Raw genomic sequence first — 21,455 nt, 5'->3', positions numbered from 1 at the left:
ATCAATGCGCCTTCCGCGGAGTGATATAGCTGGTAATGAACGCAGGATTGACCGCCATGATCCGGGTATAGACTTCGATACCGAAGTCGACCCAATCGCGCATCAGTTCGCAGTAGTGATACGTCGGATGAGCCGGGTCGCCATAACGGGCATAGCTTTCGTGGTAGCAGCCGCCCGAGCACAAGTTACGAATGCGGCAGTCTTCACACCCCGTATTGGTGCGGTCCAGGCGCTGGGACAGGAAGTCGTTCAACTCCACCTGTTTGACCCCGGTGTGAACGTTGCCGAATGTCGGCAGCGTTGAGCCGGTAAACCGGTGGCACAGGTTCAACTCGCCCTTATGGTCTACGGCCAGCATCTTCAAGCCCGCGCCACATGGCAGGGCTTTCTTGTGCCCCTCATGGATGTCGGTGATCAACTGATGCAGGTTGGAGAATCCAATATTGCGATGGATCAGCGCAGCTTCCAGATAGCGTCTACCCAGAGCCTTCATGCTGGCGAAAACTTCGATCAGTTCCTCGCTGGACAGGTTGTAAGTGCTGATGTCGCCGGAGGTCACCGGGGCGAAGCCGACTTCGGCGAAACCCATCTCGTTGAACAAGTGATCCCAAATCGTCTCGACGTCGGTGACGCCCTTGGTCAGGGTTACCCGTGCACCGACCGGACGGCTGTTGTAACGCGACAGGAGCATTTGCGCCTTGCGTCGAACCACGTCGTAAGTACCCTGCCCGCCAACGGTGATGCGGTTGCGGTCATGGACAGTCTTGGGGCCGTCGATGCTGACCGACAGACCGAAGCGATGGGCGTTCAGGTAATCGACAATTTCTTCAGTGAGCAGCGTGGCGTTAGTGGTCATCACAAACTCGACCATTTTGCCGGCTTCAGAGAAGCGTTTCTCACAGTAATCAACCATGTATTCGAGCAGTTTTCGATTGCTCAGTGGCTCACCGCCAAAGAACACCACCGTGTAGCGCTCTTCGTCAGGGGATTCCTTGAGCAACATCTCAACCGATGCCACTGCCGTTGCGACGTCCATCTTTTTGCCTTCAGACGGCTTGTCGAGGTCTTCTTTATAGCAATAGGTACAACTCAGGTTACAGCCGGTGTTGACGTTCAAGACCACGGTATTGATCGCCGTGCGTTCAACCCGTTTGACCCCGATGTCCGGGGTCAGTGGCGAACCATCGCTGACCAGTTCCAGGGCCATCAACTCACGCAGGGTCTCGGTAACTTCTTCGCCACCGTAGCGGTTGGCCAACTGCGATATCAGATCGTCTGATGAGCAGCCTTCGCCACGCAAGGTATCAATGATACTGCCGGTCAGCTCATCGCTGGCAAACAGGGAACTGCTGGGAATATGGAACAGCATGCGGTCGGAATCGACATGCACTTCATGCAGATTTCGTTCGACCAGATTCAAAATAACGCCCATTGCAACCTCCTCTGGAACCCTCCGTTGCGGGGAGAATCCCGGTCATTCCTGAACAATGCCTCAACCTTTGGTTTTGCCCGACCTGAGCAGCCAGACGCGACACCGGATCAGGGAATGGGTGGATTGTTCCAACGCTGCACGGTGACGATCATGTGGCCTTCACCGGTCAACGATTTACCGGCATCATCCACGGCCGCGATGACCTTGAGGTTGCCAGCGTTATTGGTCGACATTTTGCGCTCGGGGTTAGGTCCCGCACCGCCCGGCGTGAACACACCGGTGTCGGCTTGCATGCTGCCGGCGAACTTGACGTCTTCGTCCTCTTTGGCACGGTCGTCGAACGGCTCGACCTTCCACTGCGCCGGGAACACGCCAATCCGGTAAGGCTTGCCGTCAGCACCCTTGCCCCAGGCCTCGGCATCGAAGCGGCCCTGAACCTTCGGCGTAGAGCCGCCGTTCTCGCCGATGCGCGCCACTGAGAACTCGGGCACAACCTTGACCTGGTCAATGCGTTGATAAACCGCCAGGGTCACGCCCTTGAGTACGCCCAGCGTGACTTGCCGAACGCCGGGTTTAGCACTGTCTGCCGCCTTGAGCTTGAACCGCAGGCGTTCCGGAGTTTGCTCCAGGACTTCGACAATCTGAACCCCAGGACCAAAGTCTGGCGTGCCTTTAAGGCCGCTGCCGATCAAGCTGACCTCGGTTTCACTGCCTGCTTTCAGATACCCCGGTTGCACCGCGAGCAAACGAGAGGAACCCTGTCTGGCCGCAATGAAGTCAAGCCCACGCTCATCATGCGCGGTCTCGAACATCCGCCCTTGCAGTTCGCCGTCTTTGGCCGCAAACACCTGACGCATGGCCACACCATCGATTTTCAGGTTGCCGCGCCATTCGTAACCGTTATAGAGAATCGCGCTGCCGTCACCATTGAACGGGCTACCGTCCGTGTACTGACCTTTGACCGCAACCTTGAACTGGTCACTGCCATCGGCGCTGACGCTCATGGTTCCCGACAATTCACCCTTGCCGGGCAATTGACCACTAAAACTCCACTCTCCGACCAGCGCATCTGCGTGCGGCCGGGCTTTTAGCCAGTCCGTCCAGGCCTTGTTTTCCAGCGGATACTTTTTGGCCAGCAGTGGCACCATGTCTTTGCGGGCAATATCGAACCAGTCACGGTCACGGGCCAGCGCCTGATATTCCAGTGAAGGCCATTGCCCCAGGTGGAAGTTCACCAGACGCTCCCACTCCTCCGCCGGACGCCGTTGCAACGCAACGCGGGCACCGGAGTGACAGCGGCCACACATCTGGCTGAACTGATCATCAAAGTGCTCGACGGTATTGAGTCGGCGTTCGAGCGCATAACGCACGCCATCCGTCTCGCTGGGCGCCAGGCCCTGAGTGTCAGCGAGGTACTTGACCAGCGTGCGACGGTCTTCGTCGCTGATCTGCAGCTTATGCATGGTCTGCATGCGCGCAATGCTCATCAGCCAGCCTTCCGGCGTTTTACGCTGATGGCTGATGCGGCTCAGGCCTTTATCGGCCTCAGGCGTGTGACAGCCCTGACACGTTTCCCTGAGGATGCCTTGGGCATCACGTGCCGCCATGCTTGGAGGCGAATGCAGAGCGACGCAAGCGGCCATCGCCAGCAAACCGCTCGTCATGCCTGCTCGGAGTTTTCTCTTCATCAACGTCGAACCTCCCACGGTGCTTTTTGTTTTTTAGTTGGAGATGTCCAATACACGTAGCGTGCCAGATTAGTAATACTTATTTAAATCAAACAGTTAAACCTTATTGTTAACTTCGTTAATGCCTGGCCCAACCCTGGCTGCGTTTAATTTCGCGACAACTGTTCCACTCTGAGACGAGCATAGTTCGCATGGCACGTCTGACCACCGAGTCGCGCCTGATGCTTACCCGCGCTGGCGCCTCAAGTATGTTGCGGTTTTTGACAGTGGGTACCGGATAAGGCCTTCTCGATGACGGCACGGTACCCATAGGTAACAACCCCCCACGCTGATGAGTTTGATCTAGTCGGCCAAGCTCGATGGGCATGATCTGTTCGAGTGCTTGAAGGACATACTGACGCAGCTGCCGACGCAGAAGATGAGCGAGATCGAGGCGTTATGCCGCACACGTTGCAAGCTGTTTAAACACGACGCTAGATAAAATCGTTTACCTGATTGCCGAATACTCATTTGATTTCGGCTCTACCAAAAAGTCACGTCCAGGATTGTTTGTAATCAAACCTATTATCAACAGGCAGAGGCCAATGTAAGCGTGTTGTCTGGACGGTTACGGCCCCCGTATGCTGCTGATGGGCGAGGGAGTGGACTCCCCCTGTCGATAAAGGAGCGGGCTAGTCATGATGAAAATCTGAGCTATCATCGTTTGGGTGTCCTCAGACCCAATGGAAAAAATGGCCCGGCAGAGAGCTACCGTGCCCCCCAATAAAACAACACCACCGCTTTAACACAGCAACGTTCAGATTCCGTTCAAATGACTGTGTAGATCAGGGCTCTGTAGTGGGCTTTGGCACGCAGCGCTGAAGGGGCGTCAGTGCACTGGCTATCTATCCTCGCCGCCCCCTTAGGCGTTTTGCGTCTGGCGGTAGCATTTGCCTGCGCGTTTTTTGTGCACGCTCACTCGACATGAACGTCCTCATGCATGAATCAAGTTTTAATACCTAAACTCAACGTGGAAGAGTCGACTCATCATGAGCACTATTCACAACCCGGCCTTGAACTACCGCCCAGAAATCGACGGACTGCGCACGATGGCGGTCGTCCCCGTTATTCTTTTCCATGCAGGCTTTCAGTTATTTTCCGGAGGCTTTATCGGTGTCGATGTGTTCTTCGTGATTTCTGGGTATTTGATTACGTCGATCATTTTGGCCGAGATGTTGGCTGGTAAATTTTCGCTGGTAAACTTTTATGAACGCCGAGCACGGCGGATATTACCTTCATTATTCGTAGTGATGCTCACTTGCCTGCCCATGGCCTGGGTATGGCTTGACCCCCTGAACTTCAAGTTTTTTGCCAAGAGTTTAATCGCGGTGCCAACATTTTCGTCTAACGTGCTGTTCTGGCGCGAGAGTGGATATTTCGATGTGACCTCGGAGCTGAAACCGTTACTGCATACCTGGACCCTCGCGGTGGAAGAGCAGTATTACCTGGTCTTCCCACTGATCCTGATGGCCGCTTGGGGACTGGGTCGAAAAAGGATCGTCGCCATTCTGATGATCGGTGCAATGATGAGCCTGGTCATTTCCGAACACGGTGCGACCCATGAATCCTCCGCATCTTTTTATCTATTGCATGCCCGTGCATGGGAGTTATTGGTGGGCTCCTTCATCGCCTTTTATTTTTCCTGGCGGCCTCGCTTGGAGAATGGCCCGAAAGCCATTAATCAAGCAGCAACAATGCTCGGTACTTCGTTAATTCTTTACGCCATATTTACCTTCGACAGTACCACCTCATTCCCCGGGTTGCATGCCTTGATCCCGACAATTGGCGCAGCCTTGATTATCATTTTTGCCAACGCTCATACCCTAGTAGGGCGGGTGCTGAGCACTCGCGCCTTCGTGCTGATCGGAATGATCAGTTACAGCGCCTACCTATGGCATCAACCCATTTTCGCCTTCGCGCGTGAGAGCTACCTGGTCGAGCCGAGCTCAACGATCATGCTTGCGCTTACCCTATTGTCGCTGGTATTAGCTTATTTGAGCTGGCGCTTTATAGAACAGGCTTTCCGAAAAAAAGCTCGATAAAAAGACATCATATATTCACGTTGGGGGCCATTTTTTCACTGATGTTCATAGGCGTTGGGCTGACCGGATATACCAACGAAGGTTTCGCCAGCCGGTTTGATTTAGATCCGGTAGCGCTGGAATCATTTACCTTCACAAAAATACGCTTTCCCTGCGATAAAAATTACGATGGCAACGGTTGGAGCATCGATTTCTGCTTATTTGGGGCGGTCGACAAAAACGCTACCCCGGAGGTTGCTGTATTTGGCGACAGCCACGCAGAAGTGCTATTGCCCGCCTTCGACACCGCAGGCAAAGAGCGGGGGAAAACCATTGTGCATATCGGTCTGGCTGGCTGCCCTCCACTGTTGGGTGTGGATGTTCTCGCTGGCAATTATGTTGTGGGCGTGTGCGAAGCCCTCGCGAGACGCGAATATGACTATGTAAAAATGAACGGCATCAAGACGGTAATTCTTGTCTCACGCTGGACGCTTTATACGGATGGCGATTACGACAAGTGGAAAAAGAGCAGCTATTTTCTTGTGTCCCAAGACACCCAGGAAAAAACCAAAGAAGCATCAAGGGCTGTGTTTGAGAAGGCCCTGAATAAAACCGTCGAGGCTTACCAGGCGCTAGGCACCCATCTTTACATAGTGGCTCAGGTTCCGCAGCAGATGGTCGATCCGAAAAACCTTTATTACCAACTCGCCCGCGGAACAGGATCGAGCGACGAGAACATACTACAGAGGGTAAGCGAGCTGTCCGTGCCACTGTCAAAACACAATCAACTTCAGCAATTCACTCGTCATCTTTTCGAGCTAGACAGCGAGCAAAATAAAATAAGACTGGTCACGCTGGACAATATTTTCTGTCAACAACAGGTGTGTCTGATAGGCGACACCCATTCCTATTACATGGACTACAATCACTTGAATGCCAAAGGCTCACAATTGGCGGTTAATGCAATCAGTAACGTTCTCGCCCAGTAACGAAGACGTGACTAGCATTAAAATATCGGCATAAAAAAGCGCGTGCGAGCGAAACTCCGAACGCATCCTGGAATATGCCGTCACCCCCTGACTGCAGTGGTCTAATGAAATCTATGGCCACCCCCATTTAGGCGAAAATACCCGCCAGATCTGGCCCCGGCGAAAACCGAAGAAAAACTTAAAACTGTGTCCAGTATCAGTTGACCACTACCGAGGTACCTGACGCCCAGCAAAATCAGGGTCTTAAATTTAATCACCTGTCGCAGTTTGGGACAGCGGGTGAACAATGACTAAGGCCTTATTAATCAAGACCTTGAGCTTACAAATAGGCGGAAAAAGCAGCGTCCTTTGCGAGCCTTTAGATCCCAATAAACATTGGTCCAAACGGTTGCGTTTTGGGGAAGACTTTCCAGCAGTAAATCCCATCCCTGGCGTCCTGCCGACCGAACACAATCTCAATCACGCGGCTTGCATTACCACGACTGCGCATTAAAAAAGCAGTCGATCTCTTCCACGCTACTCAGTGCGAAATTGCACTCCACTTGACCCCGTATTTGCATTTGATCTGACCAACGATTGCTTCGGATTTGACCAGCACACTTCGTAGCCATGATTGGTAGAAACCTGTCGGTTGCTGCCGATGGCAACAGGCAGCAATCGACCAGATTCGGCTGCTCAAGGGCGAGTATTTACACGTCCATCCGCATCGGGATTGTCGATCACGCTGCGGCCATCCCAATATGACAGTGCCTTCCACTCCTCGCTGAACCGCCTAGCTGCACTTACTTTGTCGTTGGAGCAGTCCGTCTGACTCCATTTCATGCGACGGGGATCACACTGCGCAGGCAAGACATACACAGAGTCGAATTTTCTTTGAAAAATCTTGTAATCGTAGGGTGCCGGTTCGGCGGCATTCACCTCAGTTACGAAGGCAGGGAGGAGCAACAGGATCCATTTCATTAAGAGTCTCAATTCCTGTGAAGTACGTCGTAGGTACAAAACAATACCTTGCATCGACCGCCAGTCTCCTCCGATTGCTACACCGAATGACACGTAGCTTCACCTTGCACATGCTTACCGGCTGCTACGGGTCGTTCTCTATCGGTCATGGTTACGAAGCGTGCTGGTCAAGTCCGATGCAAAAGGCTGGTCAGATCCAATGTTAACGGGTGGGCAGTCAGTGCAATTACCAAACTGAGCACGAATCTACCGGTAGCCATTCCTGACAGCCTGGCATCGAGCAGTGGGTTGAGCGGCTCTGGACCAACCGGATTGCTCTTTCTGACCATGGCTATCTCGACATTCCGGTTCAACGCTTCACACCGAACTGACTGGACATAGATGATGGAGTGATTCGAAAATTCGACCCCTAGCACCCCATGCTGGGGATTAAACACGCCTAAACTATTGTTTTACAAGGAATAAACACCACATTCCGGGTGGCAAATCATCCGCTTTTTTGTGCATATGCAAACGGTAAGCTGTGGCCTGCAGCGGTGGTTTTGCGCAATCAACAGAGATCTGCCCCCTGTCTTAGGCGCCCTGCCGACGAACACCCTGGCTCATTTTGACTGAGCATCTATGTTTACATTTCAACTGTGTCGCACACCTTGGAGAAGATCATGCCGAAATCTGGTGGAACCAAAATCGGATCGGGAGCAACTGGAAAAGGAGGTGGCGGAGCTAAAGCCCCTATCGTCCCAAACTTGCCAAGCAAAACAGGGAAAATATCTGGCGTCCGCCGCGGGAATGCGGATCCGAAGGTGAAGTAGTTGCGGTTTCTACCGGTGCCTAATCTTTAGGCACCGGGTCGTTTAGGTCCCCACCACGTCAAGGTGACTTCTAGCCACACCTAACCCATTGAATATAAAATAAAATATCCATTGTATCAACTGGCCAAAAAGCCCAAATACACGCTATAAGAATCAATAGCTTAGCGTTGTATTTTCATACAGTAGTAGCCCCTCACCGGCGTCCTACCGACCGAACACAACCCCTATTTTTTATAGGCACTCGGAAAAGGTTATTGTAAGCGCATGACCCAGCTCCAAAGCGCCGGTAACATGATGCCCACGCCCGATATGCTGTACGGGGCCTCTGAATCCGTGTCACCAACGCATAAAGCCATCAATGAGCCCCATCGCTGACCTTGAAGTCAGTTCTGAGGGTTTCTAAAGGAAATTGGCCATAGCCCACAGCACAGCCAGGAACGACCCAGCCAATAACACCTGGAACATGTGAAACTTAAAATTAGTCATGACTCTTATTTCGCAAGGTCACGGCTAATCTATTTATAATATGTTCTACGGCGTGTTTCTCGGAAAAGTCTGCAGTCCGTAAAAACTTAATAAGTGCATACTCATCAGCAGAAAGTTCAGCAACAGCACATGGCGTTCGTTTACCCGTCACGACGAACAGCACATCGATAGCCGTAGCAGACAATCGGCTCAGGTAGTCAGCCCTCGGACACCTCGTTCCGTTTTCATAGAGCAATTGCGCATTGGGTTGTATGCCACCAATGGCAGCAACGGCGCTCGGGGTCAGGCGACACGCTTCACGCTCGAGTTTTAATCGAATGCCCAGACTCATCAACGCCATTCCCTTGGATATAACAATGGCGTCATTATACTGGTGCAGTGACATTGCTGATCAATATCCATTTGGATGAAATAATGACTACACATATCAGATCAGTTGAGCCGCTAAGAAATGTAGCTGCACTGTCTCCCTGTGCCTGATCTTTGGGCACCGGCGGTTTAACCCCCCCATGTCAAAGTGGCTTGATGCCTAGCATCCTCTCAACCAAAAACGTCCTTGATCTCCACAGCTAACATCACCACGCAGTCTAAAAGGCGGTTTGTTGCGGGGTAATTAGTATATATTTCAAGGACTTAGCGCTTTCAAATACGCACCAAAACGCATTGGTTGGTATCAGAATTGGTATCAGCCAATGCAGCCTCTCCCGGCGTCCTGCCGACCGAACATAATCTCAATCACGCGACTTGCAATACCACGACTGCGCATAAAAAAAGCAGTCGATCTCTTCCACGCTACTCAGTGCGACATTGCACTCCGCGGCCACCTGTTTGCATTCAATCTGACCAACACGCTTCGTAGCCATGATCGGTAGAGAACTGCCGATTCTGTTGAAAAAATCGGCCTTGGTTTCCATGGCAAAAAAGTACGCGTTTGAGATTGAAAACTTGAATTTTCTCAGAGGTTTTCGGGCTGAGATTTCACGTAGATGCGTGCTAAAAAGGCGCTTTCACCGACACGTTTTCCTTTTTCAGTGGAGGCTCAAGCCATGGCAGACAAAGATCTTCTCCCTTCCCTACTTTTCAAGCTCAACGAAAACCAGATTGCCCTAGAGGCAGCCATCACGGAGCTTGTGCTGTGGGTTGAGTAGCGCGGATCGACAGATGCCGGCGGGAGCGCATGCTGGGCACTGCGTGTCGAGATGATTTTAGGGGGAGTAGCGTGCCAGCCATGCCTTTAGGACGCTATTCCACTTGCTGAAAAGCGTGTCGCTCAGCTCTTTTTTCCGTGCCGCCAGCACCGCCGCCGTCTCAACGGTTTTCTGGCCGAGCAGGCAGTCCAAGAGCGGCAGGGGCCGTGCTTCCTCGTTCTTGCTATCGGCCTTGCTCATGCCCTCGATTCACGCATTGTCGTTTTCAAGATGATGTTGAGTTGGCCGGCCCCCGAGCAAACCTTCCTGATCCGACAACATTTGACCGATCTGCAGGCCCTTATCATCGATGTGGTATCGACGCAGTTCATCCGAGTGGGCGCTGGCCCGAAGCTTAACCACGGCCATGATGCGCAGTAGGCGGCTTTCGACTTCGATGTAGCGCTGGACAATGATTGCGTCGGTCAGGAAGGCCGTACCGTAGGGGCTGAAACGCAGGTCGGTATAGCGGTCTTCAAGCTCGGTGGTCATCAGCACGGTGGCACCGGCACTGGTCAGCGCAGTGACCATGCGTGACAGTGATTCGCGGAAGTCCTCACGGAAGGTCGGTGCCAGCGCTAGCTCGAAGCCCGACAGCGAATCAATGACCACACGGGTGGCCTTCAGGCGCTTGATCTCGGCCAATAGTAACTGGACGATTTCGTCGATTGACATGTCTGGCGCGTGACTGTCTACCAGACCTACCTTATCGCTCTTGATCAGGCGTGCCAGCGTGGCGTTCTGTGAATGGTTGGGGCGCTGCTCGAACATCGCAATCACGCCGGTCTCGCCTGTGCGGGCGCCTTCAGCGAGGAAGGACGCCGCCAGAATGCTTTTTCCGGAGCCGGATGGGCCGGCCACCAGCAAGGAATAGCCACGGGGCAGGCCACCGCCGAGCATGTCGTCGAGTTGTGGCACACCCATTTTCAGGCGCTTGATCGGTAGTTCCAGCGGTGTTTTAACCGGGTTGATCGCCTCTGGCGGGAAGACCTTGATCCCCGACGTGGCGATGCGGAAGGTGTGCAACCCTGGTAATGTCGGCTGGCCGCGCATCTTCATTATTTCCATTTTGCGTACCATGGAGTTGCGCTGCAGGCTCTGTCGCAGCCAGATCAAACCGTCGGCCACGGTGAAAATCGGATTACTGTCGGTTTCGGTGAAATATTCACCAATCAGGAAGGTCGTTGCCTGCCAGGTGGTCATCAACATACCGAGTTGCTGAACGAACTGTGGCAGGTTGTTATTCGGATTGTCCTGGGCCCGGCTGGCTAGCACCACTGAACGGAAAGAATCGATGAATACCAATGCAGGGCCGTGGGTTTCGACTTCGCTGACGATGCGCCGCAGCACCTCATCCAGATTACCCGCCAATGTGTCGTTGGACAGGTTGATGTAGCGGATCGAATGGTTAATCGCTTCGCTGTCGAAAAAGTCGAATTGCTGTTGATACCGCAGCATTTTCAGCGGCGGTTCGCCGAGTACGGTGAAGTACAGGGCTGGACGCTCAGGCGTTGCCAGCGCAAACATTATCTGGTGGGACAGCGTTGTCTTGCCGCAACCAGGCGGTCCGGCGATCAGGTTGAACGAAAATTCCGGCAATCCTCCGCCAAGCACCTCGTCCAGTCCTGGCACACCGGTGGCCAGGCGGTTGATTGTCACTTTGGTGGTCATGGCGAGGTATCCTGCGCTGGGGTGCCAGTCAAAGAATTTTCCCACACGGAACGAAGCAAATGTGCTGTGAGCGAAGGCCCGATCAGTGTAGTCAGCAACTCGTAGAAGGTGTTCAACAACACCTCACCGAACAATAACGCATCAGCTTCGCTCGCCTCAACGAGTACGGACTTGAGAGCAGTCAGATCCAGCGCAGCCTGCACACTGCCATAGGTGCCGGCCATATGCGGATGGATAGAGATGCTTAAATGGAGGCTGCGTCGGTACAGCGCAGCAGCACCTTGCTGGCCGATGATGGGCGTGAGGGCTGCGTCCATATCCCGCAATGTTGAAATGATCGCTTCAGCGACATTTGCAAGGTCAACAATGTCACCAACCCGGCGCGTCAGAGCAGCTACGACCTGGCGGTCTTCTTCGCTTTCCCTGTACATGGCTAGCTGATATCTGATGGACAGATATTAATTATACATCCTGTAACGCGTTATCAAGGCTCATTAGGAGGCAGCCGATGACCGGCTATCATGTTAGGTAGCGTAACTGGCCAGTGAATGGCTTGACCAGTCCACTGTCTCTACCAACTCCTTCCCGTAAGGATACGCTGACCCGTTATGTCAGCAGGGCCTTTACTTTCTTATCTAGCAAATCCAGGCGCCTCTCCTCTATCTAGGTTGAACCCATAGAACGCCCTTCATGCGCCTGGAACGCTCACTACAACTTCAGAGGATTACGAGCTTCAGATTGCTCCATTCCATGACGGGCGCTCAACGCGTTCTAGGAGACGCCTTCCTATCCTGGCATAACGAGCCAAGCAATCAGGCTCCACACAAGGCCCAGCCAAATCATCCCAAAAACGATCAACACGCCGTATGCGTCCGGGCATCCCGTATTGCGTAACTAAACGGGTCGCCATTTATGCGGCAGCAACTCGGAAATCTCACTCGCGCGTTGCGTCGGTAGGCGCGTAAGGACGTCCTTCAGATAGGCATACGGATCATGCCCGTTTAGCCTTGCCGACCGGATCAAACTCATGATCGCCGCTGGACGTTTTCCGCTGCGCAGTGAGCCTGCGAACAGCCAGTTTTTGCGGCCCAGAGCCCAAGGCCGGATTTGGTTGTCGGGTAGTCAGACGCGGTTAAGCGGCGTAACGCCAATGTGGCAGCCGTTGCACTGGCTAATAAAAACGCCCGAATTATATGGGCCTTGTTGGCCGGTGACCGCGAGTTCCGCTCCGATTACACGACCGTCATCGCGTAATCGAAGTGGCTTGAAGACGTCAACTCAACCCTGTAGTAGACCAACACTATTGATTGCTCAGGTGATCATGAATTGATGGCAAAACTGGTAAGACCGTGGCCAAGAAAATCTGACCCGCACAGCGTGCCATGAGCACACGGATCTATTGAGAACTCGGCCAGCGGATTCCATCAGGGACAGCGGCAATGCCGCACCGAAAGTCCGGATGTATGAGTGCAATCTCTACCATCGAGCCGTCACAGATTGAAAGCTTGGCAACCCGGGGGCGTCCATGTATGTGCGGGGGGTGGCAGGTGACTGCCATTCCTACCGCGACCGATTCTTTGCCGATGTTGAAGCGCTAGAAATAAGCTTCAACGCCCGATATCAGGCGCTGCATACCTTCAGTCGCCTCAGCGTTCTGGTGCAACCATCCGGAACCGTATAGTGATGTTGTCGGAAACAACACTGTCAGACCATTCGTCCACGCCAACGTTGAAGTCACCGCGCTTGAGGAGCAGCTCGCCATCGAAGATGCCGATGGCGCCCTCCGATTTCAGTAGCACTGGCACTAACACCTCCCGAGTAACACCCTTGAGGGTAAGGTTGCCGGTGATCTGGTAATGGCTGCCGCCTAGGTCTTTGAAACGGCTCGACTCGAAGGTCGCCACTGGATGAGCGGTGGTGTCAAACCAGGCAGTTTTTTTCAATTCGGTGTTGGCGTTTTCGCTACCGGCGTCGATGCTGCCAAGCTCTATGGTCAGTTTTGCATGAGCCGCCTCGGGGTGTGAGGTGTCGAAATCAAGGGCTCCGACGAACTGACTGAACGTGCCATGCACCTTCGATCCCATCTGGTTGTAGGTAAAGTTGATGGTACTGGCCGTGGGATTTACGTCGGTGTATTCGACGGCATGGGCATTGGGAAGGAAACCGAGCGCGACGACGGCAGCCAGTACGGTGAAACGCAGAAATCGAGGATTCATGGACCTTTCCTGGGCTGGCGCTCATGGTTGAAGTGTCGACGATACACAAAAACACTATATTCCATGGACGTGACCAGTCCCGTTACCTTCTGACTAGCAACCTTGCGTGATTAGACACCATGTTTGATTTGTTCCTAGGGGGAGCTGAATGCCTTGAAACTGTTGGATTCATAGGCTAGAACAGAAGGTACACTCACCTGGCGTCGACGTCACCGAAAGCTGCTCTGGATATTGCTCGTCATAGGCATACGCCCTCTCTGTGGAGGTCTTTTGATTCTTCTGGTCTGGTGATATCTCAACTCTCTAGCAGTACTGACAGGACATTGGGGCAGCACCACTCAACTCCCCGAGAACGTCTGGGGGTTAGCGATGATTGCACTCTTAGGAGCATTGATCGGCTCCCACCTCGGAACCACGTTCCTACCGACCAATGCGGTGCAGAAGATACTTGGAGCGATTCTTCTGATGTCAGGATTCAAACTGCTGCTCGGGTGAGCATTTAGAAATTACGACACGAATGAAAAAGTCAGCCATGATGACCCGCCGACCAATCCCGTCGTCAACCTGGTTTAACCAGACACTTACAACACTCCTATGAAAACTCGTGTGATCATGATGGCAAACCAATAGGATGGGACAGCGAGTGAACTATAACTAAGGCCTTATTAATCAAGACCTTGAGCTTAAAAATAGGCGGGAAATGCAGCGTTTTTTGCGAGTATTTAGATCCCAATAAACATTGGTCCAAACGGTTGCGTTTTGGGGAAGACTTTCCAGCAGTAAATCCCATCCCCCGGCGTCCTGCCGACCGAACACAATCCCCACGCCACTGGCAATATATCGCCCACGTTCGCCGCCCATTAAGGGATGGAAGCGAAAATAGAAGCTCCGAAGGCGCGAACCTTCGGGGCTTTGCTTTCTTAACGGGTTTTTTCTACAGTTCCAGATAGCGGGATTCGGTCAGAACGACCAGCTTTACACTAGGTGTAATGTCGTAAAGATCGACAGGCTGCGGACCCGCGCGGGCTGCATTTTAATTTTTACGGCCTACAGTGTAGGCGCGAAAAATTAGCATGTAGGCATAGTCCAGCCCCGGGTTTGCTTATTCCGCCTGGCCGACTCGCAATCCATTGTACGAAGCCTCGCACGCCAGCCCCGCGATCCTGGATTTGTCAGCAAGGGCAGCTAGGTCTGCTGCTCGTTTATCAGCCCGCGTGAGCAAGTCGGATAGCACCATGGCGGCATGATTGGCTGGCGGGCTTCCAGTGCTGCAGTGGCATGCTATCTATCCCTCGATCACTATATGCGTGGGCTCAGTTACCGATTCCTCCAGCCCTACGTACTTCACTACCGCCCACACAGTAACAAGCCAAAGAGCACCCAAGACAAATAGCAGTACGATAAATCCTTTATTGGTCATGGGAGTTAGCTCGTTTGGACACGTTTACAGCATGGACCTAATCTATTTAACCGCAACGATTTTAGCTTGCCTTCCGACAAATCCAATGGAACGCAGGGTGATAGATTCACCTTACTAGGCGTCGTAACGACCAGGCTGCGCCATGCAATGGGCATCACTGACAAGCGCCCACGGCAGCCCCCAACTCCTTTTCATAGCCAATATGCTGCCGACGCTCAGCCAGCAGCGCCCTCACCTTCACCTCGAGTGAATCCGCCTTCTTCAAACCTGCCGCAGCGAACGCCGGTGCCGCAATGACTGGTACCTTGCACGGAACCTGCACTGGAACCTCCACTCGCACAGTGCGTATTTCGGGTTCCTGCCCGGCGCATCCCGCCAGCAAAAACACCACCCCCACCAGCAGCAGTCTCATAATCGTCGAGCTGTCGACGGACAAGGTGAAGGGCTTCCGGTTCAGCTGGAAGGAAGCAGTCAACTTCGCTCAGCTACTTGAGGCAAAAGCCGACGGTGTCGCTGTCATGCTGCCTGAAGGTGCGCGGCAATGATCGGCGTACCAATGGCCGACCCTCGGCACAAGACCATCGCCGACCTCAGTGCTCAGATCGACTACTTCCTGGCTACAGGCAAGAAGATTCAGGACATCCCGCGCGGTGTCAGTGCCGATGCCCCGTTCTTCGGCACCACTACCCACTCAGAAAAACTTCGGGCCCGGCGTGATGCCAAGGCGCCTGAACTGAGAAAGCATGCCGATGCCGGGCTGACTGTTGCTGAAGCGGCAAAGGCTATAGGCATTCACGTAAAAAGCGTTGCCCTCATTGCCAGAGAAAACGGCTTCACCTTCAGCAAGAAGACCTGATGCGCCGGATCAATACCAAAGTGCACCGCCGTCGTCGACAACCCCAACTCAATCTTCCACCCAGCGGGCTTAAAGCCCTCCAGGAGAATCACCCATGCCCATCGCAACCGATACCGCCGAGTTCATCGAGGAGCTGAACGGCGGCGCCTTCGCCAGCCAGATCGGCCACGCTCTTTCCGAAGTCGCCGCCGGCGTTGTTGACCACGGCAAGGTCGGGAAGCTGGTCATCACCCTGGACTTCGCCCAGATCGGCGAATCGAGCCAGGTGAAAATCAAGCACAAGCTCGACTATAAGGTGCCAACCAAGCGCGGTACCCGCAGCGAAAACACCAGCCTAGACACGCCGATGCACGTTGGCAGCGGCGGCAAGATAACGCTGTTTCCTGAGAAGCACGCGCAGATCTTTACCAAGGAACAGGCGCCAGTCATTCCCCGTACCTGATCACCTGCAACACCATCCCTTCCCCATCGAGATTTGACGAATGTCCCTCACCCCTGAAGCAATTCAACTGATCACCAACACCGCGCTGATCGCAACCGGCAAGCCGCTGAACACGTTCATGCCAACAGCCATTCTTCCAGAAGGCGCTAAGATTTTTGACTTGGAGCGCTTCGCCGTCGGCCGCAGCCGCTTCCGTGGCACCTTCTCCACTAACTCTCTGCTGGACTTCGGTAAGTACGTCACCGACCGCGCAGTGGTAAATGCTCAAGGCTTCATTGATCAGGACGAAATGTCCTGCCTGGTGATGTTCAACATCGGCGACGCCGCGAACCCTGGTCACGCAGATGATCGCGCTGCGCTGAAGCTGAAACCCACTGCCGGTTACAAGGCCGTGCGGGAGATTGGCGGGCGCACCCTGTCGCAGAAGGAGTTGAGCGACTGGATCGAGGACTGGAACGCATCGCTGAAAGCTGTTGGTGAAGACCTGCAGGACATCAGCATCGTCAAAGCGATCGCGGCGGTGCGCACCATCACCATCAAGGCGTCGTCGGAAAGCGATCACACCGTTCGTGAGACCGGCGCAAGCCGTAGCGCGATGGACGCTATCGAGGCCAGCAGCAAAGAAACGCTGCCTACTTCACTGGTGTTCTCAGTGGTGCCATTCGAAGGCCTCAGCGTGCGCGAAATCGTGCTGCGTATCTCGGTTATTACCAGCGGTCCACAGCCGGCGCTGAAACTGCGCTGGGTTGGGTTGGTGAAGAGGTTCAGCGTGAGGCAATCGCGCAGGAGTTCAAGTTAGTGCTTGAAAATAAAATCGGTTCGGCCGCAAAACTATCGTTAGGTAGTTTTGCGTCATGATTTATATAATTTTCTGATCACTTACAACCGGGGAGGCTGAAAGGTTTTCGGCCTCACGTATGTGAAGATGGGCAGTCAAAATGTCTACTTGCGCCTGTGCAGCTACATTTGCTCTATCGGTAACATCTCTAGCTTGGTCTACGCTATTTTCAATGGGCTTACCGAGTTCATCGATCATCCCGCTCGCTTCCGGAAGCGGCTCGCGACTGAATATTATATTAATATGCGAGAGCATTCCTTTTATGTAATCAAGGCTGGGCATAGACCTAGGATCAGCCTTAACAACAACCTGATTCCCCCCAGATCCGACCGTCAATCCGAATGCATGCGATCTTTGAAGATCTGAATTTTTATGCGATACGAGATACAAAGCTATAGCTGCGCCGAAGAATGCAACGCCAACGCCCCCTGCAAGTTCGTATGATTTTCCTTGAGATTGTAGCCAGACTGCTGCCCCGAAAAAAAATGTGGATGAAATAGCTAATATTACTGGAACTAACTGACCGCCCTTTGGGCTTACATCGACTTTCGCACCTACGTTAAGGTCCATTTTATAGACCTATCGACACAGTGCCGTCAGGATTTTTAATCGCCGTGAAATCTGGCGTTACATTAGCGCTCGCATGATGATTGAACAACTGGACAACTTTGATGATAAGTTCACCGTATTGAATGACACTTGACTTATCAATGAAGCAATTTTTGATCGTAAAATACGGTGAATTTACGACAAGCACACAACTATCAAAACGGCATGATTCAAATGTCCATCCATCTAATTTTATAGTTTTATTTTGGTACCAAAGTCCTTTTACAATCGGTGGCGGCGGAGCGCTTGGCAAGCTTGTTGGAGGCGGAGGAACACTAACAGCGCCCTCACTAATTCCAGCCAAGGCAGCTAATAATTTACCTGTATCTAATGCCATAACTCTGCTCCATTGGAATGTCAGCGGCCGAGATAGAAAACTATAATTTCTATAAGATACCGAGACTAAAAATTTTGTCGGCTCGATACGATACCAGCCTTCCTAGGCTCTGAGCTACGAATCAGCAAAGCGCTTTTTCTCTAAACCGATCAAAGCTACACCAGCGTATCAGCCGCCACCTCAATAGCATTGACAGCCTCAACGACATCGCTAGATGTCATACACGATGTCGATGAGTATCGATCCAACGACCGCTTTGCACAACGCATCAGCGTCAAGGCTCTGGTCACGCGCTGCAATCAGCACCACCTTCAGCGCCATCATCTTTTCCCTGTCTTCGCTCATCCTTCCCTCCAGTGGAGTGGTAAGCGTAGGCCAATATCCTCTCCCATGGAATCCGTCCATGACATATGAACTACACCTAGGCGACTGCCTCGAGGTGCTGCGCGGCATGCCTGCCGACTCCATCGTCAGCGTCGTCACTGATCCGCCCTATGGCATTCGCTTCATGGGCAAGAGCTGGGACGATCAAGACATCGAAGATCGTGCCGCCTACCGCGCCAGCATGTCCTCCTACGAAAGTGCCTGTGGGCCCATGAGTCCGGCAAATATGACCTCACACCCAACGGCATGCGCGCCTTCCAGGCATTCAGTCTTGAGTGGGCGTCCGAAGCGTTTCGGGTGCTCAAGCCTAGCGGTCACCTGCTATCCTCTCATCTATTGCGCTGAACTCACGGTAAGAAAATTCGCTGCAATTTGCAGGAGAACTGTCACAGCCGCAGTGATTGCAGCTGCACTGTTCCATTTAGCCTGAGCTTTCACAGTAGGTATCAAATCCGCACCGCTGGAAATGATGTACCCGAAATACAAACCGTCCGGTTTTCCTTTCATCTCTTCCGGCGGTTCAACCTTCACCACTGCAGCAACTACCCAACATGCCGCAGAAATAAACCCAGCAACAAAGGAAGCAGCATTCAAAACTGGCGCGTAACCCACACAACTCTCCTTAACCCCGACCCCATGTCAGGCCAAGCACAAATACCCCACTTCAACGAATCACGCCAGCCGACGAGGAGGCGTGCATGCTCGCAAATTCAAAACTCAGCCGAGCTTAGATATTTGCTTAGAAGATGAGACTACAAGCACGACCCATAACGTGGCTTCCGAAAGCGTCAGCCAGGTCGGAAGGTATTGGTGCTTATCAGCGTCGCTCATTCCGGCCTCCAACGCCCTTAGAGAATCTCGCAAAGTACATATCGGCTCGATCAATTCGACCCGAGGCAACTGCATCAGATCAACCGCATCAAGGGTATGACACAACCCTTTAATCAGATTGAGATTTGCTCGAATACTGCTTGCCTCTTTGCTTTCGAAAACCACCGCGCGCTCAGCGCGCCCAGCCAGCGTAACTACCAGACCAAGAAGCAACCGGGACTTTTCTTTATCAGCTTTCAGCTGAACGCGCCGCTGTGACGATGCAATCCAGATAGCAATTCCAAGAGCGGCAATTGAGCCAAAAGCCTGAACCCATGACGCCAAGCCAGGATGCCCTTCGATCCAGCAAGACACGACTGTCCAGCTCATAAACCCACTCCCCTGAAGATCCCGGAACTATACCGGCGAGGATCCCCTATGTCCGCACAACAGAAGAAACCCCAGTTCATCCATGGCCAGCCAAGCATGGGCCTGCCCTTTCAGAAAGAACTGGTGGTCGACTTGTTTGCGGGTGGCGGCGGCGCCAGTACCGGTATTGCCCGGGTGTACCGGGAACCGGACGTTGCGGTAAACCACAATCAGATTGCACTGGCCGTGCACCGTGCTAATCACCCAGGCACCGAGCATTACGTCGCTGACGTGTTCGAGGTTGATCCGGTACTGGCAACGGGTGGTCAGCCGGTAGGCATTCTCTGGGCATCGCCAGATTGCCGCCATCACAGCAAGGCAAAGGGTGGCGCGCCACGTGATCGTAAGGTTCGCGGCCTGGCATGGGTCGTGATCCGCTGGGCATTCGCCACTCGCCCGCGGCTGCTCTTCCTCGAAAACGTCGAAGAGTTCTGCAAGTGGGGGCCAGTTGACGACGAGGGCTACCCCATTAAGTCAGAAGAAGGGCGTACCTTTCGGGCGTTCATTGCCGCGCTCAGTACCGGATTGCCCGCTGACCACCCGGACATGCAAGAGATTCAGGATTCAATCGGCGATTTCGTACCGCTCGCGGCCTTGGTTCGCGGGCTTGGCTATAACGTCGAATGGAGTGAACGCATCGCAGCCAGCGCAGGCGCACCGACGATTCGCAAGCGCTTGTACCTGGTAGCCCGCAGCGACGGTCAGCCGATCGTCTGGCCTGAGCCGGTTCGTTATAAGAAACCAATCGGCAAGCAACTCCCTTGGCGCGGCGCGGCTGAATGTATCGACTGGAGCAATCTTGGTCGCACGATCTTCCGAGATAAGCCGATGGCGTCCAACACGATGCGACGGGTTGCCAAAGGGCTGTGGCGCCACGTACTGACCAGCGCCAAGCCTTTCATTGTCCCAATGCGCGGAACGTCGGAATCACACACCAGTACGCACGGTGTAGATGAGGCCTTGTCGACGATCAGCGCAGGCGGCACGCATCACGCCCTCGTCACTCCAGCGGTGGCGCCCTTCCTGACCGAGTGTGCCAACGGATCATCACAACGCAACTTCGACGTACAGGAGCCGCCGCGCACGCAGGTTGCACAGGTTAAGGGTGGGCATTTCGCCGTTGTCTCGGCGCACATCACGCATCTGACGCATCACGGCGACCGCAGCGGTTACCCGGCAGATGAGGCGATGCGCACTATTACCGGCGCTCATCGCGGAGAACAGGCGCTTGTCTCGGCCTTCTTCGAGCAAGCCAATGGCGGGTTCTATAAAGGTGACGGCCGCGCTGCTGATGTGCCGATCTCGACCATCTGCGGATCAGGCGCCAATCAACGACTGGTCAGCGCTTACCTAGTGAAGTACTACGGCAACGAGAAGGACGGCATATCGCTGACCGAGCCGATGCACACGCTTCCGACCAAGGATCGAGTAGCACTGATCGAAGTGGTGCAGGTACCGGACATGCTGACACCTGAGCAGATGGAAGGCGCCCGCCGCTGCGCCGTCTTCATGCATGAATATCTGCCCGAGCATTTCAAAGACCCGGCCGAGATGGTGATGGTTGGCGGTTACGTGCTGACCGACATCACGCTGCGCATGTTGCAGCCGCCGGAGCTGAAGCGAGCTCAGGGCTTCCCGGAAAGCTACATCATCGACCGAGGTCTATTCGTTGACCCTGCAACCGGCGCCGAGGAGTGGCGTGCGATCAATAAGACGGACCAAGTTCGACTGATCGGTAATAGTGTCTGTCCAGACGAGGCGGCGGCGCTTGTTGGTGCCAATGCCGCAGAACTGATCGAACTGTACCGAAAACTCGCCGCCTAACCCGA

Annotated in this window: 17 protein-coding genes and 5 pseudogenes; 6 read left to right on the top strand and 16 right to left on the bottom strand. The window is 53.7% G+C overall.

Features of this window, described 5'->3' with window-relative positions; all coding sequences use genetic code 11:
* Position 1: 1 nt before the first annotated feature.
* Positions 2–1,432: a quinohemoprotein amine dehydrogenase maturation protein gene (gene peaB, locus RHM55_RS01090; RefSeq protein WP_322179111.1), complete on the bottom strand. Its 1,431-nt coding sequence runs from the start codon at positions 1,430–1,432 to the stop codon at positions 2–4.
* A gap of 107 nt (positions 1,433–1,539) precedes the next feature.
* Positions 1,540–3,120: a quinohemoprotein amine dehydrogenase subunit alpha gene (gene peaA / locus RHM55_RS01085; protein ID WP_322179110.1), complete on the bottom strand. Its 1,581-nt coding sequence runs from the start codon at positions 3,118–3,120 to the stop codon at positions 1,540–1,542.
* 1,028 nt (positions 3,121–4,148) lie between these two features.
* Here peaA and RHM55_RS01080 point away from each other — a divergent pair.
* Positions 4,149–6,169, top strand: a pseudogene (locus tag RHM55_RS01080) (acyltransferase family protein).
* A gap of 675 nt (positions 6,170–6,844) precedes the next feature.
* On the opposite strand, the gene RHM55_RS01075 reads toward RHM55_RS01080, so the two are convergent.
* The 6 genes and pseudogenes from RHM55_RS01075 to RHM55_RS01050 all read right to left on the bottom strand — a co-directional run.
* Complete coding sequence (locus RHM55_RS01075) at positions 6,845–7,129, bottom strand: hypothetical protein (protein WP_322179109.1); 285 nt, start codon at positions 7,127–7,129, stop codon at positions 6,845–6,847.
* Positions 7,130–8,419: 1,290 nt separating this feature from the next.
* Positions 8,420–8,812, bottom strand: a complete 393-nt coding sequence (locus tag RHM55_RS01070) for a helix-turn-helix transcriptional regulator (RefSeq protein WP_322179108.1) — start codon at positions 8,810–8,812, stop codon at positions 8,420–8,422.
* An 820-nt stretch (positions 8,813–9,632) separates the two neighbouring features.
* Complete coding sequence (locus RHM55_RS01065; RefSeq protein ID WP_322179107.1) at positions 9,633–9,815, bottom strand: hypothetical protein; 183 nt, start codon at positions 9,813–9,815, stop codon at positions 9,633–9,635.
* Positions 9,816–9,824: 9 nt separating this feature from the next.
* Positions 9,825–11,285, bottom strand: a complete 1,461-nt coding sequence (locus RHM55_RS01060; protein ID WP_322179106.1) for an ATPase domain-containing protein — start codon at positions 11,283–11,285, stop codon at positions 9,825–9,827.
* Complete coding sequence (locus tag RHM55_RS01055; protein WP_322179105.1) at positions 11,282–11,716, bottom strand: hypothetical protein; 435 nt, start codon at positions 11,714–11,716, stop codon at positions 11,282–11,284. Before RHM55_RS01055 ends, RHM55_RS01060 begins: the two co-directional genes overlap by 4 nt.
* A 463-nt stretch (positions 11,717–12,179) precedes the next feature.
* Positions 12,180–12,401, bottom strand: a pseudogene (locus tag RHM55_RS01050) (transposase domain-containing protein); the annotation flags it as partial.
* A gap of 21 nt (positions 12,402–12,422) precedes the next feature.
* Here RHM55_RS01050 and RHM55_RS01045 point away from each other — a divergent pair.
* A pseudogene (locus tag RHM55_RS01045) lies at positions 12,423–12,539 on the top strand (IS110 family transposase); the annotation flags it as partial.
* A gap of 392 nt (positions 12,540–12,931) precedes the next feature.
* Here RHM55_RS01045 and RHM55_RS01040 read toward each other — a convergent pair.
* The 3 genes and pseudogenes from RHM55_RS01040 to RHM55_RS01030 form a co-directional block, all read right to left on the bottom strand.
* Positions 12,932–13,501 carry a YceI family protein gene (locus RHM55_RS01040; RefSeq protein WP_322179104.1) on the bottom strand — a complete coding sequence of 190 codons (570 nt, stop codon included), beginning with the start codon at positions 13,499–13,501 and terminating at the stop codon, positions 12,932–12,934.
* 1,102 nt (positions 13,502–14,603) lie between these two features.
* Positions 14,604–14,753, bottom strand: a pseudogene (locus tag RHM55_RS01035) (DUF2514 family protein); the annotation flags it as partial.
* 322 nt (positions 14,754–15,075) lie between these two features.
* Positions 15,076–15,333, bottom strand: a complete 258-nt coding sequence (locus RHM55_RS01030; protein ID WP_322183144.1) for a hypothetical protein — start codon at positions 15,331–15,333, stop codon at positions 15,076–15,078.
* Between the two features lie 129 nt (positions 15,334–15,462).
* On the opposite strand from RHM55_RS01030, the gene RHM55_RS01025 reads away from it, so the two are divergent.
* The 3 genes and pseudogenes from RHM55_RS01025 (at position 15,463) to RHM55_RS01015 (ending at position 17,077) form a co-directional block, all read left to right on the top strand.
* Positions 15,463–15,777 (top strand): hypothetical protein, encoded by a 315-nt coding sequence (locus RHM55_RS01025; RefSeq protein ID WP_322179103.1) that lies wholly within the window; start codon positions 15,463–15,465, stop codon positions 15,775–15,777.
* A 94-nt stretch (positions 15,778–15,871) separates the two neighbouring features.
* Positions 15,872–16,219: a hypothetical protein gene (locus RHM55_RS01020; protein ID WP_322179102.1), complete on the top strand. Its 348-nt coding sequence runs from the start codon at positions 15,872–15,874 to the stop codon at positions 16,217–16,219.
* Between the two features lie 40 nt (positions 16,220–16,259).
* A pseudogene (locus RHM55_RS01015) lies at positions 16,260–17,077 on the top strand (DUF2303 family protein).
* Position 17,078: 1 nt separating this feature from the next.
* Here RHM55_RS01015 and RHM55_RS01010 read toward each other — a convergent pair.
* From RHM55_RS01010 to RHM55_RS00990, 5 genes are all read right to left on the bottom strand, one after another.
* Complete coding sequence (locus RHM55_RS01010) at positions 17,079–17,627, bottom strand: hypothetical protein (protein ID WP_322179101.1); 549 nt, start codon at positions 17,625–17,627, stop codon at positions 17,079–17,081.
* Between the two features lies 1 nt (position 17,628).
* A complete protein-coding gene (locus RHM55_RS01005; protein WP_322179100.1) occupies positions 17,629–18,003 on the bottom strand; it encodes a hypothetical protein in 375 nt (124 codons plus the stop codon).
* A gap of 210 nt (positions 18,004–18,213) precedes the next feature.
* On the bottom strand, positions 18,214–18,348 hold the full coding sequence (locus RHM55_RS01000; protein WP_322179099.1) for a hypothetical protein: 135 nt from the start codon (positions 18,346–18,348) through the stop codon (positions 18,214–18,216).
* A 372-nt stretch (positions 18,349–18,720) separates the two neighbouring features.
* Positions 18,721–18,999 (bottom strand): hypothetical protein, encoded by a 279-nt coding sequence (locus tag RHM55_RS00995; RefSeq protein WP_322179098.1) that lies wholly within the window; start codon positions 18,997–18,999, stop codon positions 18,721–18,723.
* A gap of 105 nt (positions 19,000–19,104) precedes the next feature.
* Positions 19,105–19,587 (bottom strand): hypothetical protein, encoded by a 483-nt coding sequence (locus RHM55_RS00990; RefSeq protein ID WP_322179097.1) that lies wholly within the window; start codon positions 19,585–19,587, stop codon positions 19,105–19,107.
* 48 nt (positions 19,588–19,635) lie between these two features.
* Between RHM55_RS00990 and RHM55_RS00985 the strand changes: the two genes are divergently transcribed.
* Positions 19,636–21,450, top strand: coding sequence for a DNA cytosine methyltransferase (locus RHM55_RS00985; RefSeq protein WP_322179096.1), 1,815 nt, complete (start codon positions 19,636–19,638; stop codon positions 21,448–21,450).
* Positions 21,451–21,455: the final 5 nt, after the last annotated feature.

The organism is Pseudomonas sp. MH9.2, assembly GCF_034353875.1.
In the GTDB taxonomy this organism is placed as follows: domain Bacteria; phylum Pseudomonadota; class Gammaproteobacteria; order Pseudomonadales; family Pseudomonadaceae; genus Aquipseudomonas.
Note: the sequence above shows the minus strand (reverse complement) of the source record. Positions and strands in the feature narration are given on the sequence as shown.

What these genes read in the sequence shown, in the direction of transcription:
- peaB (WP_322179111.1), bottom strand. Translation starts at nt 1,432, where the DNA reads ATGGGCGTTATTTTGAATCTGGTCGAACGAAATCTGCATGAAGTGCAT.
- peaA (WP_322179110.1), bottom strand. Translation starts at nt 3,120, where the DNA reads ATGAAGAGAAAACTCCGAGCAGGCATGACGAGCGGTTTGCTGGCGATG.
- RHM55_RS01075 (WP_322179109.1), bottom strand. Translation starts at nt 7,129, where the DNA reads ATGAAATGGATCCTGTTGCTCCTCCCTGCCTTCGTAACTGAGGTGAAT.
- RHM55_RS01070 (WP_322179108.1), bottom strand. Translation starts at nt 8,812, where the DNA reads ATGTCACTGCACCAGTATAATGACGCCATTGTTATATCCAAGGGAATG.
- RHM55_RS01065 (WP_322179107.1), bottom strand. Translation starts at nt 9,815, where the DNA reads ATGAGCAAGGCCGATAGCAAGAACGAGGAAGCACGGCCCCTGCCGCTC.
- RHM55_RS01060 (WP_322179106.1), bottom strand. Translation starts at nt 11,285, where the DNA reads ATGACCACCAAAGTGACAATCAACCGCCTGGCCACCGGTGTGCCAGGA.
- RHM55_RS01055 (WP_322179105.1), bottom strand. Translation starts at nt 11,716, where the DNA reads ATGTACAGGGAAAGCGAAGAAGACCGCCAGGTCGTAGCTGCTCTGACG.
- RHM55_RS01040 (WP_322179104.1), bottom strand. Translation starts at nt 13,501, where the DNA reads ATGAATCCTCGATTTCTGCGTTTCACCGTACTGGCTGCCGTCGTCGCG.
- RHM55_RS01030 (WP_322183144.1), bottom strand. Translation starts at nt 15,333, where the DNA reads ATGAGACTGCTGCTGGTGGGGGTGGTGTTTTTGCTGGCGGGATGCGCC.
- RHM55_RS01025 (WP_322179103.1), top strand. Translation starts at nt 15,463, where the DNA reads ATGATCGGCGTACCAATGGCCGACCCTCGGCACAAGACCATCGCCGAC.
- RHM55_RS01020 (WP_322179102.1), top strand. Translation starts at nt 15,872, where the DNA reads ATGCCCATCGCAACCGATACCGCCGAGTTCATCGAGGAGCTGAACGGC.
- RHM55_RS01010 (WP_322179101.1), bottom strand. Translation starts at nt 17,627, where the DNA reads ATGGACCTTAACGTAGGTGCGAAAGTCGATGTAAGCCCAAAGGGCGGT.
- RHM55_RS01005 (WP_322179100.1), bottom strand. Translation starts at nt 18,003, where the DNA reads ATGGCATTAGATACAGGTAAATTATTAGCTGCCTTGGCTGGAATTAGT.
- RHM55_RS01000 (WP_322179099.1), bottom strand. Translation starts at nt 18,348, where the DNA reads ATGAGCGAAGACAGGGAAAAGATGATGGCGCTGAAGGTGGTGCTGATT.
- RHM55_RS00990 (WP_322179097.1), bottom strand. Translation starts at nt 19,587, where the DNA reads ATGAGCTGGACAGTCGTGTCTTGCTGGATCGAAGGGCATCCTGGCTTG.
- RHM55_RS00985 (WP_322179096.1), top strand. Translation starts at nt 19,636, where the DNA reads ATGTCCGCACAACAGAAGAAACCCCAGTTCATCCATGGCCAGCCAAGC.